The sequence below is a fragment of the Bhargavaea cecembensis genome (assembly GCF_000826125.2).
Taxonomy (GTDB): Bacteria; Bacillota; Bacilli; order Bacillales_A; family Planococcaceae; genus Bhargavaea; species Bhargavaea cecembensis_B.
In genome coordinates this window covers 155889-168388 of record NZ_LN651372.1, presented here as the reverse complement: position 1 = coordinate 168388, position 12500 = coordinate 155889, and the positions used below count along the sequence as shown (strand labels likewise).

Sequence of the window (12500 nt, the reverse complement as noted above, 5' to 3'; positions counted from 1 at the left end):
CCCCGCCGGCGGGCATATTTCTGCTCTCAGTTCGTCGTGGAAATGCTCGCCTGTGCGGACGTCCGGATTACGGACACGCCGGCATGGCGCGCGCAGGCCCGTGACTTCGCCGAATCCGCCCGGCTCTCGCCGGTCTACGAAGGGCCGCTTGCCGGATGGGTCGGCCTGCAGCCGGTCCGCGTCATCGGGCATCCGCGATCGCTCCGCCGGCGGCTCCTGCGGGTCCCGTTCCGGCGGGCGGCTTGATCGGCGGGGGATGGCGCATCGTTGATTGAACAATTTTCACAAAGAAAAGGTTGAGGCAGATGAAGCGGTTTTTGTTGTTCTGCATCGTTGCGGGGGCCGTGCTGGTGGTGCTGTACAAGCCGGGGATCGTCCGGCTTGGCGGCGGTCCGGACGATGACTCCTATACGAGCAAGTATATTTATGTGGCCGACCGGGAAAGCGGGGAGGCGGTCTTTCAAAAGAGGGCCGATGAGAAGGCCTATCCGGCATCCCTGACGAAAATCATGACAACGATCGTGGCGCTGGAGCGGATCGGGGACCTTTCCGAGAAGGCACCGGTCGATCTGGATACATACCGGAAGATGGTCGCGGCGAACGCCTCGATGGCGGGCTTTTACGGACGGGAGCCGGTCACGTTCCGGGATCTTCTCTATGGCACCGTGTTGAACTCCGGGGGCGAAGCGGCCAATTCCCTGGCGGTGAACACAGCGGGGAGCATCGGCGAATTCGTCCGGCTGATGAATGAAAAAGCGGCGGAACTCGGGATGGACGGTACGCACTTCACGAACCCGGAAGGCCTGCATGACCCGGACCAGTACACGACCGCCGCCGACATGGCGAAGCTGCTGGACTATGCGCTCGGCGACGGCAACTTCCGGACCATCCTGACGAAGGAGTCCTTCCAGACGACGCCGACGCCTGACCATCCGGGCGGCATCCTGCTCCGGTCCACCGTCCTCTCGAGGCTTCAGAACGTGCAGCAGGACGGCTTCCGGATCCTCGGCGGAAAATCCGGCACGACCTACGAAGCCGGGGAATGCTGGGCGACGCTCGCCGAAAAAAACGGCAAGGAGTACATCGCCGTCGTGATGGGCGCCCCGCTCCAGGACATCCACCACCCCGACGGCGCCCAGATCGCCGACTCCCTCCGCCTGTATGGGAACATCCGCTGAGGCGGATGGGGAGAAACGGCCGTCCGGTATCCGTAACGGGTTCGATTGAGGGGGATGCTGAAATGCACATCAACTTCTACCTTAATCAGCATACGATTCTCATCATCATTAACAGTATAAATCGCATTAAAAAACGCACAGTGTCGTCTGTGCGTTTTTACATGCCATAGCCTATTGAGATTTGTTCGGCAATCGCGCCTGTTAGTTGCAAACTAAGATTAGCGCAATACTTACTTTTTATCTTTTAACTCGGAGAATATAGGGATTACATTTAAGAACACCGATAGAATCGTCAAAACCCATAATGTTGTTTCCATTGTAGGCACTACATCTAATAAGGCAGCCCAATCTTCCGCCTTTACCCAATCGGACACCATACTGTAATCCGCAACAATTGTTAGTGCTGTAAACGACAATCCCATTGCCATTGCTAATTTATAATCTTTTCCTGTTCTATACATATAAAGATTTATACAGGTTGCTATTATTGCAATGAGACCGAATATTACCCACATAATTATCTCTCCATCCTCATTGAAAATTCTTACTAATTAAGACGAAGAAGGCTTGTGAATGGTTCCAAAAGTGTAACTACATATGGCTCGATTGATGAACGCACACAAATAGCTTTTCAAAGCAATCGCGCCCGATTGCTTTGAAAAGCTATTTACTATTACAAATTTAAGAGGTCTGCAATAATCTCTGAGCTGTTAGGTGTTAATAAGAAAATTGATAAAGCCATACATGCTACCCCTGTAAGCAGTGGAATAATAGCTTTACCCCCTCCAGCAGTCTTGATTTTAATTACCCCAACGATAAAAATGACAACGCCTATCAGAAGCAAAAGTAAGTACCAAAACCCCATGAAATCACCCATTCCTTTTAGAGTTTGATTAAAGGTGTTCATATCGAAAACCTTCTCAAAACCTTTGTAGTATAAAGACGGTTTGAATTCATTACAAGTTCCATGCTTATAACACTAAGTATTTGTTGAATAAGTCGACTTCTAATATCTCCATTTTACTGAAAACCTTCTGTTTATTTCGCCCGGACACGGTACAGCCGCATCGAGCCAAGGTCCCCTTTGAAATCAATCCGTCCTTCTTTGATGAGCGCGCGGATCCGGGATTCGATCCACAGGTCGGAGAGCGGCTGTTCCGTATGGCCGATCACTTCGCCGACGAGGCGGGCGGCAGTGAGAAAGCCGTGCGGACGCAGTTTCCGGGCGTGTTTCATGATGAATTCGTCGTCCCGGGTTTCCGGCTCGTCCATAATCCGGCCGTCCCGCCATGATCGGACGAGGCTCTCGCTTTGAAGGAGGAGTGCGCCCTCTTCCGCCAGTTGTGCCACGGTTTCCGCCGGGATTTCCGTCCGATCCTTTTGATAAAATCCCATGAGCTGTTCGGGACTGCATTCCCCGGAGTGGCGGATGTCCACCCGGATGTCCCGTCCTTCATTCCATCCGTCCATCGCCCGCGACGTGTTCACTTCTTCAAACGACAATCCCTTGTCCCTCATCAAATGGAGCACCATCCGCAGCCCGACCTGTTCGGAGGCGTTGTCGCCTGTCCAGATGGTCACCGGAGTCTCCGGCTTGATGGCCCGCAGTTCCCGGAGGGCCTCCCGGAAATCCGGCTCGTCATCCGCCAAATCACCGAAAACAGGATGCAGCGTCTCCCGCTGCCAATCGAAATGCCGGCTAATTCCTGGGTCCTTATCAAGGTCCGCAATCGGGCCGACGGAGAAGTCGACCGGAAATCCGATCACGCGGTCGGCGGTCTTGCGAAAAGCATGCCTCAGGCAGCCCGCTACAGACGCGCCGAAACAAAGATGAATCAATCCCATCCGCTCCTTTCTAAATCAATGCTCCGGCCGCACCCGCGGTCTCAGCTTCAAAGCCGGCTTCACTTCGGCGATCAGGATGGCCGAGAGGATGAGCACCGCGCCGAGCACCATGCGGCCGGTGAGGATTTCATGCAGGAAGACGACCGACATCGCCGTGCCGAAAAACGACTCGAGCGACAGGATGACCGCCGCTTTCGTCGGCGTCGTATAGCGGAACGCGATGTTCTGGCAGACATATGCAATCGTCGTCGAGAAGACGGCGAGGTAGACGATCGGCCAGATTGCGCCGCTGCTTAATTGAGCCGGCACTTCACCCATCACGAAGACGGCCGCCAGGCTCAGGACCGATGCCGTCGCAAACTGGACGATCGTCAGCGACAGGGCATCCTCCTTCTTGACGAATAAATTCGTATAGAAAATATCGAACGCGAACCCGACCGCGCAAAGCAGCGTCAGGAAATCGCCGAGGTTGATCGTCATCGAACCCTGGAGCGACATGAAGCCGATCCCGGCAAGCGCAAGCACCGAGCCGATCGTCTCATGCCGGTCGATCCGCCGCTTGAACACGAGATAGGCGATCACCGGCACGATGACGACATTCACCGCCGTGATGAACGCATTCTTCGACGGCGTCGTATATTCCAGCCCGACCGTCTGGAGGGCGAATGCGACGAATAAAATCGTCCCGAGCACCGCACCTTTCCATAGGACGGACCGCGACAGCGTCCGGAGTTTCCGGTGGAACAGCACGCACAGGATGAGCGTCGCCAGCACGAACCGGCCGGCCATCACCTGATACGCCGTCCAATGCTCCAGCGCAATCGCCGTCACAACGAATCCACTGCCCCACACGATCGCCGTGATCAGCAGCAGCACGTCCCCCAAATACCGTTTCATCGCGAGCCCTCCCCGAATTTCATTCTTCTAATATATCACGGGGAAGGGGAGAGAGGGTGGAAATTTCGAAGCGGAAGGGGCGGGTGCCAACCAGAAAAGCGGGCTCGAAAAGAACCGAAGCGGACGCGAAACCCCTCCGGGCGGCCGCGGAAATCCGGCTGCCGGAAAAGCAGGCGCGAAAAGAGCCGAAGCGGTCGCGAAATCCCTCCGGGCGGCCGCGGAAATCCGGCTGCCGGAAAAGCGGTCGCGAAAAGAGCCGAAGCGGCCGCGAAAATCCGGCTGCCGGAAAAGCACCAAAACAGCCGCGAACCCCCCCGGTGGCTGCGAAATCCCGCCGGAGACATCCCACCCCTCAACCGCCTGTGGATAACCGTCACCCAGCCGCTCGTCCAACTCCCTCACTCATCCCCGACATCCACAGCAACCCGCGTGTTCTCCCCCAAAATCCGGGGATAACCCGCTTATCCACAAGGTGCCGCCACCGTCGGAGAAAAGTTATGCACAAAAAGACGGAACCCGCCGCTTCCGGGTTCCGCGTGTTGATTCAGTGCAACAGCAATGCGTCCATATCCAAAATCTTGACATCCTTCTGGCCGAGCTGGCGGATCCAGCCGGCGTCTTCGAACTCGGCAAACTTCCGGCTGATCGTTTCCGGTGTCGTGCCGAGATAGGAGGCGAGGTCCTTCCGGGTCATCGGCAGGCGGATCTGATCGGCATTGGCCGCATCTGCGAGCTCTGCGATATACATCGCGATGCGGGTGTCGACCGGCTCAGTTGCGAAACTCGCGGCCTGCTTTTCCGATTCGTCCAGCCGCCGGGCAAATTCATCCATGATCCGCAGCGAAATGGACGGATACTTCAGCAGAAACCGCTGGAGATCATCGCGGCCGAGCGAACAGATCTCCGTTTTCTCCAGCGCCTCCGCATAGGAATCATGCACCGTCGTATTGAACACCGCCAGTTCGCCGGTGAAATCGCCGGGCCCGAGGATGCGGACCAGCTGCTCCTTGCCGTTCTCCGACAGCCGGTAGATCTTCACCCGGCCCTTGTGGACGATGTACAGACGGTCCGACCGCTCGCCCGCCGAGTAGATCGTCTCGCCGCGGGAAAACTTGAGCGGCACCGTCGTCCGGACAATCTCCCCCAGCTCCTCGTCATCGAGGTGATTGAAGATCGGGACGATCGAGATGCACATCTGATGCACATCGTCCGCGCCATTCGGTGGCTCCTTCATCATTGAAATCCTTCCCCTTTCGAACGAGCTTTTATTTCAAGAAAAGAAGAGAACCCTGCCGCCGGGGAGGATCTCCTGATCCGAGGCCGGAACTCTTCCATCTCGTGAGGAAACTCTTCCACTTCGCGGCTCAACTCTTCCATCTCGTGAGGAAACTCTTCCATTTCGCCAAACTCTCCTCACTCGAGCCCGAACTCTCCTCACTCGCGAGCAAACTCTCCTCACTCGGCCCCAAACTCTCCTCACTCATCCTCTACCCGCTCCGACCGGTTCTGCTGGCAGCCGGCTCTCTTGCGGTTCGGTTTTTCCTCCGTTATACCTCACGAGGCGGATGGCGTTCAGGATGACGAGCAGGACGCTCAGTTCGTGGACGAGCATGCCGGAGGCGAGGAAGATTTTGCCGAGCAGGACGCCGGCGAGCAAGAGGGCGACGGTGGAGACGGCGAACCAGGTGTTTTGTTTCATGTTGCGGACGGTCGCTTTGGCGAGTGAGTGGGCGTGGGCGAACTGGTCAAGCCGGTCGGCCATGAGGACGATGTCGGCTGTTTCCATCGAGATATCGGTTCCGCCTTCGCCCATTGCGAGCCCGATGTCGGCTGCGGCAATTGCCGGAGCGTCGTTGATGCCGTCTCCGGCCATGGCGACGCGGCGTCCTTCTTCTTTCAATTTCTTCACGTAGGCGACTTTATCCTCCGGCAGCAGTTCCGCGTGTACAGCGTCGAGGCCGAGACGGCGGGCGACGTGTTCGGCTGCGTGCCGGTTGTCGCCGGTGAGCATGATGATTTCCTTCACGCCGTTTCTCCGCAATTCCCGAACAGCGCCGGCCGCTTCGGGACGGATCTGGTCGGCGATCGAGAGGATGCCGCGCAGCTTTCCGCCGGTTGCCGCGAAGACGACGGTGTTGCCCGCTTTTTCACGTTCGACGGCGAGCCGTTCCGCTTCCGCGGGGATGTCGACGCCGAGTTGTTCGAGCATCCGGCGTGTGCCGACGGCAAGCGGGATGCCCGAGACTTCGGCGGTGAGTCCGTGGCCTTTGATGATCTCGACGTTGTCCGGCTTGGCGAGGCCGTCCATGCCGCTGCGTCGCGCTTCCGCGACGATCGTGCGGCCGAGGTGGTGTTCGGAAGCCGTTTCCGCTGCCGCGACGAGACGGAGCAGTTCCTCCGCGTCCGTTCCGCTGAACGCGTCGATCGCGGTCACTTCAGGCCGGCCTTTCGTCAAGGTGCCGGTCTTGTCGAAGACGACGGTATCGATCTTCGCGAGCTTCTCGACGGATTCGCCGCCCTTGAACAGCACGCCGTTGCGCGCGCCGTTGCCGATGCCGGCGACGACCGAAACCGGGGCGGAGATGACGAGCGCGCCCGGGCAGGCGATGACGAGGAATGTGAGCGTCAGCTCGATGTTGCGGGTGAACAGCCAGACAATCACGGCCAGGACGACGATACCCGGCGTGTAGATGTTGGCGAACTTCTCGAGGAACTTCTGCGTTTTCGTCTTGGAATCCTGCGCTTCCTCGACGAGTTCGATGATCCGGGCGAACGTCGTGTCGTCGCCGACTTTTTCGGCTTCGATTTCCAGGTACCCGTTGTCGACGACCGTCCCGCTGAAGACGGGATCGCCCGTGCGCTTGCCGGCCGGCTTTGATTCCCCGGTGATGGCGGCTTCGTTCAAGTGGGCGGTCCCGCCGATGACGCGGCCGTCCGCCGGGATCTTGCCGCCGGAGCGGATGATGACGAGGTCGCCTTCCTCGACTTCATCGGCCGGGATGACGATCTCTTTGCCGTCCCGGCGGATCGTCGCTTCCTGCGGTGCCATGTCGATCAGGCTCTTCAGCGACGAACGGGTTTTCTCAAGCGTCCGGGCTTCGAGGTAAGCCCCGAACAGGAACAGGAACGTGACGGCGGCCGATTCGGTGTATTCCCCGATGAACAGCGCGCCGACGACGGCGATCGTGACGAGCAACTCGATGCTGAAGGCTTTCATGCGGAGCGCCTGGAATGCCTTCAGGGCGATCGGCGTGCCCGCAATGACGGTGGAAGCGATGAGGGCGGCCCGGTTCCAGCCCGCCAGGCCGGTGAAATGAAAGACGAGTGCAAGGGCGAGGAGGCCGCCGGTGACGGCCGTGATCCTCGCTTTCTGTTTTCCGGTCATGGGAATCCTTCCTTTCTGCTAGGGGAGGGTCAGGACACTTTCTTCGACAGAACCGGGTAGCCGAGCTTCGAGACGATCTTCTCGAGTTCGTCCGCGGAGACGATCGACTCATCGAAGCTCGCCTTCACTTTTCCGGAGTTGAACAGCACTTTGGCGTTGTCGACGCCGGCCGTTTTATCAAGCGCGCCTTCGATCTTCTTGATGCAGCTCGGGCAAGTGAGGGCTTCCATTTGGAGTACGACTTTTTTCATTTTGGGTTCCTCCTTTGTTCTTCTTGTCTACATTATCGGCCATCCGGACGGGAGCTTCCTTGACGCCGGTCAATAAAGTCGGCGAATGTTCCGGTGGGATGATTCCGCCGCAGTGGCTCCGCTGCGCAACGCTTTCCCCCAGATACGCAACGCTTTCCTCCAGATACGCAACGCTCCTGCTGCAACCGGCACGCCCCCGCCCTCCGCGCATACGAAAAGCCGGGATCCGCCCTGAGGGGGATCCCGGTTCGCTCATCTCTATCGGTGGCCTTCCTCTTCCTCTTCGTCGGCTTCTGCCTTGGTCCGGTGCACGGTGCCGAATGGATGGTTGGGCGGGGCGTAGATCGAGTAAAGTTTGATCGGCTCGCGGCCGGTGTTGGTGAGGTTGTGCCAAGTGCCGGCCGGGATGAAGATGGCATCATCGCCGGATACGGGCATCCGGTAGTCGAGCCGGTCGGGGGAGCTGCCCATCTGTACGAGCCCCCGCCCGTCTTCAAGCCGGAGGAACTGGTCGGTGTGCGGATGGATTTCAAGTCCGATATCCTCGCCGGGCGGGATGCTCATGAGCGTGACTTGCAGTTGGCTGCCGGTCCAGAGGGAGCTCCGGAATGCGTCGTTCTGCTCCGTCGCGTCTTCGATGTGGATCACGAACGGCCGGCCGCCGTAGTCGGTCACCGGAGGGGACGCGGGTGCCATGGCCGGCATATAGCCGGGCGGCGGCGTCATTCCGCGGGAGCTTTCGGCCGGCGGGTGCCAAGGGTAAATCCCCGGAAATATCGGCTGGAACCCGCTTTCCGGATGCATCGGCGCCATCTCATAGATGGACTCGGGCCCCTGGTTGTCACCCGTCATCCAAGGATGCACCGGAAACGGCATAGGCACGCAGCACATGCACGGCGGCGGACAAGTACATGGGAACAACTCGGTTTTCGCCTCCCGTTTCAATGTGTTCCGGCTATCCTATGCATCCGGCGGCCGGTCGGTACCTGGCCCGATTCGCCGGGGTGCGCGTTTTTTTACCGTGGACGGGGAATAGAACGGATAACAGCCGGGAGGAGGGGGAGCGATGGATCAGGAGAAGCGGAACTTCACGGAGATGAAGCGGCGGGTGTACCAGGTCGTGCTGCCGATCTTGGCGCTGGCGCTCGGCCTCAACACCGCATTGCAGGCCGAGCTTCCGCTGAATCTGTATACGAATCTGTCCCTTCTCGGCGGCGTGGTCGTCTGCTGGTTCCTTTTGCTGACCCGTTTTCCGTTCCTCCTCATCGAATGGCTCATGTTGACGCTGTCGGGATTATACTTGCTCTCGATGCTCATGCAGGCGCTCTATATCGGGATGCTGGAAAAAGGCGAGGCCAGCCTCGGTGATTTCATCATCTGGATGCCGCTCATCGTCATCGCGACTTTCCTCGTTCTTGAAAAAAGAATGGCGGCCACGGCGAACGGAGTCATTCTCTTGCTGCTCATCGCGCCGGTCATCCCGGTTTTCGGGGATCTCAGTCCCAGCCAGGCCGATTCGGTGCTGCTTCTTTATATTGCGCTCGCCGTTTACACGTTTGTGTTTTACTTCCTCAATTCTCTTTATCAGCGGAGTGCCGAGCAGCGGGCGCTCGTGCGGTTTGCGTTTATCGATTCGCTTACCGGGATCGCCAACCGGTATCAGATCGACCGGTGGCTGACGGAGAAGATTGAGGCGGGGGAACGGGACGGCCAGCTGTTTTCCGTCCTGTTTTTCGACCTGGACCATTTCAAGTGCGTGAATGACACGCATGGACACCGGACGGGCGATGAGGTTCTGAAGCAGTTCACCGGAGTTGTCAAGGCGGAGCTCGGCGAAACGGACCGGTTCGGCCGGTGGGGCGGGGAAGAGTTCATCGTCATCACCGATTCGGGAGAGGACGGGGCGTTCGATCTGGCGGAGCGGTTGCGTGCGGCGGTCGATGCGCATGATTTCGGCAAGGCGGGCAGGCTGACGGCGAGCTTCGGCATCGCAGTGAACCGGCCGGGCGACACGCCGGAATCTGTCCAGTCCCGCGCGGACGAGCGGATGTACGTCTCAAAGCGAGACGGAAGGAACCGGATCACAGGACGGACGAAAGTGAGTGGAACCTGACCGCTGGCTTGGAAATAAACACGAAAAATAACGTGAAGTCATTTAAGAATGTTCGCCTTTCGGTTATAATCAAGATGAAATGAGCGGAAAGAGGTGGACAGCGTGGAGCTTTTGTATAAAGGGAAGACGAAGGATGTCTATCAGCTGGAGGACGGGAATCTGCGGCTGGCGTTCAAGGATGACGTGACGGGGGAGGACGGCGTGTTCGATCCGGGCGCCAACACCGTCGGCCTGACGATCGAGGGGGCCGGCAAGGCCGGACTCCGCATGACCGAATACTTTTTCGGCAAGCTTGCCGAAGCGGGCGTGCCGACCCACTTCGTCGAAGCCGACGTGGACGGTGCGACGATGACCGTGCGAAAGGCGGATGTGTTCGGCAAGGGGCTTGAAGTGATCTGCCGTTTCCGGGCGGTCGGGAGTTTCCTCCGCCGATACGGCGCCTATGCCGCAGAGGGCCAGCCGCTCGATGCATTCGTCGAAGTGACGCTCAAGGACGACGAGCGGAACGACCCGCCGATCAGCAAGGACGCCCTCGTCCAGCTTGGCCTCCTTGAAGCGGCCGAGTACGACACCCTCGAACAGCTGACAAAGGAGATTGCGTCGATCGTGAAGGACGACTTCGACCGGCGCGGGCTTGATCTGTACGACATCAAGCTCGAGTTCGGCCGCGACAGCCGCACCGGCGAAATCCTCCTCATCGACGAAATCTCCGGCGGCAACATGCGCGTCTTCAAGGAAGGGGAATACATCGCTCCGCTTGATCTGGAAAGGCTGCTGTTTGCAAAATAAGATCAACGAATAACGGACCTTGCCGGCTGTGCGGCAGGGTCCGTTATTTATCAGACACCCGGACCTTCGCAGCCGCCATTGTGTGCGGCTGCGGACGCCGGGTTTCCTTTCCCTAAAGAAGCGGGACGCCGAGCAGTTCGGCGAGGCGGCTGCACGGGCGGCGGAATTCCGGATAGGGCTTGAAGGCGGCGAGTGCGCCCTGGATGGCGGTTTTGTCGGCGGCATCACCCTCGGCGGCCATGGTTTCAATGAAGTCGATCGTCGAGGCGAGATACGCGGCGGCCGGTCCGGAGAGCGGGATGACGCCGGTCAGGGCGCGCATTTCTTCCAGTTCCGTGCGGATGCCGTCCGTCCGGCCGTCCTCGGCAGGGAACAGTTCGGTGAAGAGTCCCTGGATCGTGTTTTCGTCGAGGAGCGGGGCCTGGCTGCCGCCGAGGAAGCTGTCGGCGGCGAGTCCGGTGATCCGGATGAGAAGGCCGGTCAGCGCACGCGGGTCGAGTTTTTCCGGATTTGTGATGAACAGCTGCATATAAGAGCTTTTCACGCCTTCGACGATCGTCGCGATGTCGACGATGAACGGCGCGATCGCCTCGCCGTACATGTCGGTGAGGCGGCCGCTGTACCAGCGGACCATGTCGGCGTGCATCCCCCGGATGAATGAAAACAATTCTTCGTTCATGCTGAGGGCCTGCTCCCGGATATACATGACGATGAAGTCGGTGTTGCGCAGAAACTGGTCGATCTGAATTTCCAGCTGCCGCCTGTAGTTGTCGGCCGGTGAGCGGGCGGGGTCGTACGCCTCTTCGACTTCGGCTCGGAATTCGGTGTAGTAATGCCGGAAGATCTCGATGTAGAGGGCGTCCTTCGACTTGAAATGGAGGTAGAAGGCCCCTTTCGAAATGCCCGCCTGGCCGGCGATGTCCTGGACGGACGTGCCGTGGAAGCCCCGTTCGGTGAGCAGCGTCGCCGCGGCTTCGATGATTTTTGTCTTTGGATCGTTCATGTGAGGCGGTTCCTCCTTCGTGCGATTGACCGGTGGGTCAGCGGGTCCAGTATAGCAAATTCGGGGACTGGATGAATATTATCGAACGTATGCCCATATACATAGTGTTTTGATTGCCGTGCAAAACGAATTGCTTTATCCTAGAACAGTATAACTGACCAGTCAGTCACATAGGAACGGAGGAACACTTTTTGAGGAAGATCATCAATTTTTCGATTCAGAATAAGTTCGCCATCTGGCTGTTGACGATCATGGCGATTGTCGCCGGTGTCATTTCGGCCGTCAACATGAAGCAGGAGTCGATGCCGGACATCACGGTGCCGGTCGTGTCGGTGCTCACCGTCTATCCGGGCGCGGCGCCGGATGAGGTGGCCGATTCGGTGACTTCGCCGGTCGAGCAGCGCCTGAAGAATGTCGAAGGGGTGCAGACGGTCACGTCCTCTTCCATGGAGAACGTGTCGTCGATCCAGCTTGAATTCGGCTTCGACAAGGACATGGACCGGGCCGTCCTCGAAGTCGACAGCGCGCTGGAGGGGCTGACGCTTCCGGACAGCGCGGAGAAGCCGTCTGTGTCCCGGATCAGCCTGAACGCCTTCCCGGTCATCGCGCTCAGCGTGACCGACGAGTCGCGTGACCTCGACCAGCTCACTGAACTCGTCGAGAAGGACCTCGTCCCCGCGCTTGAGCGGGTCGGCGGCGTCGCGGGCGTCCAGGTAAGCGGCCAGAAGTCGAAGGAAGTTCAGATTACATTCGATGACGAGAAGCTGGCTGCGGCCGGCCTCGACCGCGAGACGGTGACGGGCATCATCCAAGGCTCGAACCTCGCGTTCCCGCTCGGGCTGAACAAGCTCGACGGATCGATGAAGAACGTGGTGATCGACGGCTCGCTCGCCTCGCTCGACGCCCTGAAGAACCTCGAGCTCCCTGCGATTCCGGCAGGGGCCGGACAGGGCGCGCCTGATGCAGGGGCTGCGGGCGCAGACATGGCCGGCGGTTCCGGCGACGGTTCCGCGGCCGGAATGCCGGGCGGGCAAGACGC

General features: G+C 59.0%; 14 protein-coding genes and 1 pseudogene. 5 read left to right on the top strand and 10 right to left on the bottom strand.

What is annotated here, in order from left to right; genetic code table 11:
- Together BN1189_RS03525 and BN1189_RS03520 are read left to right on the top strand one after the other, a co-directional pair.
- Nucleotides 1-246: pseudogene (locus tag BN1189_RS03525) on the top strand (hypothetical protein); the annotation flags it as partial.
- Nucleotides 247-305: 59 nt separating this feature from the next.
- Nucleotides 306-1178 (top strand): D-alanyl-D-alanine carboxypeptidase family protein, encoded by an 873-nt coding sequence (locus tag BN1189_RS03520; RefSeq protein WP_040225521.1) that lies wholly within the window; start codon nt 306-308, stop codon nt 1176-1178.
- 230 nt (nt 1179-1408) lie between these two features.
- Here the strand turns inward: BN1189_RS03520 and BN1189_RS03515 are convergent, their stop codons facing one another.
- From BN1189_RS03515 to BN1189_RS03480, 9 genes are all read right to left on the bottom strand, one after another.
- Nucleotides 1409-1693, bottom strand: coding sequence for a hypothetical protein (locus BN1189_RS03515; protein ID WP_040225519.1), 285 nt, complete (start codon nt 1691-1693; stop codon nt 1409-1411).
- 158 nt (nt 1694-1851) lie between these two features.
- On the bottom strand, nt 1852-2085 hold the full coding sequence (locus BN1189_RS03510; RefSeq protein ID WP_257125364.1) for a hypothetical protein: 234 nt from the start codon (nt 2083-2085) through the stop codon (nt 1852-1854).
- Nucleotides 2086-2216: 131 nt separating this feature from the next.
- Nucleotides 2217-3017 carry a DUF1835 domain-containing protein gene (locus tag BN1189_RS03505; RefSeq protein ID WP_179860899.1) on the bottom strand — a complete coding sequence of 267 codons (801 nt, stop codon included), beginning with the start codon at nt 3015-3017 and terminating at the stop codon, nt 2217-2219.
- A 21-nt stretch (nt 3018-3038) separates the two neighbouring features.
- Entirely contained in the window at nt 3039-3920 is an 882-nt protein-coding gene (locus BN1189_RS03500; RefSeq protein WP_040225515.1) for a DMT family transporter, read from the bottom strand.
- Nucleotides 3921-4464: 544 nt separating this feature from the next.
- Nucleotides 4465-5157 carry a Crp/Fnr family transcriptional regulator gene (locus tag BN1189_RS03495; protein WP_040225512.1) on the bottom strand — a complete coding sequence of 231 codons (693 nt, stop codon included), beginning with the start codon at nt 5155-5157 and terminating at the stop codon, nt 4465-4467.
- A complete protein-coding gene (locus BN1189_RS15955) occupies nt 5154-5318 on the bottom strand; it encodes a hypothetical protein (protein WP_179860898.1) in 165 nt (54 codons plus the stop codon). Before BN1189_RS15955 ends, BN1189_RS03495 begins: the two co-directional genes overlap by 4 nt.
- A gap of 82 nt (nt 5319-5400) precedes the next feature.
- A complete protein-coding gene (locus BN1189_RS03490) occupies nt 5401-7305 on the bottom strand; it encodes a heavy metal translocating P-type ATPase (protein WP_040225510.1) in 1905 nt (634 codons plus the stop codon).
- Between the two features lie 29 nt (nt 7306-7334).
- Entirely contained in the window at nt 7335-7556 is a 222-nt protein-coding gene (locus tag BN1189_RS03485; protein WP_040225509.1) for a heavy-metal-associated domain-containing protein, read from the bottom strand.
- Between the two features lie 258 nt (nt 7557-7814).
- Nucleotides 7815-8282 carry a cupin domain-containing protein gene (locus BN1189_RS03480; protein ID WP_257125382.1) on the bottom strand — a complete coding sequence of 156 codons (468 nt, stop codon included), beginning with the start codon at nt 8280-8282 and terminating at the stop codon, nt 7815-7817.
- Nucleotides 8283-8622: 340 nt separating this feature from the next.
- On the opposite strand from BN1189_RS03480, the gene BN1189_RS03475 reads away from it, so the two are divergent.
- The gene (locus tag BN1189_RS03475; RefSeq protein ID WP_052455611.1) at nt 8623-9669 is read left to right on the top strand and encodes a GGDEF domain-containing protein; all 1047 of its coding nucleotides are present in this window, start codon (nt 8623-8625) and stop codon (nt 9667-9669) included.
- A 102-nt stretch (nt 9670-9771) separates the two neighbouring features.
- Nucleotides 9772-10458, top strand: coding sequence for a phosphoribosylaminoimidazolesuccinocarboxamide synthase (locus BN1189_RS03470; protein WP_040225506.1), 687 nt, complete (start codon nt 9772-9774; stop codon nt 10456-10458).
- A gap of 112 nt (nt 10459-10570) precedes the next feature.
- Here BN1189_RS03470 and BN1189_RS03465 read toward each other — a convergent pair whose 3' ends face one another.
- Nucleotides 10571-11461 carry a TetR/AcrR family transcriptional regulator gene (locus BN1189_RS03465; RefSeq protein WP_052455610.1) on the bottom strand — a complete coding sequence of 297 codons (891 nt, stop codon included), beginning with the start codon at nt 11459-11461 and terminating at the stop codon, nt 10571-10573.
- Nucleotides 11462-11652: 191 nt separating this feature from the next.
- Here BN1189_RS03465 and BN1189_RS03460 point away from each other — a divergent pair.
- Nucleotides 11653-12500 (top strand): efflux RND transporter permease subunit (locus BN1189_RS03460; protein ID WP_040225503.1); only part of this gene is annotated, 848 nt, incomplete at its 3' end.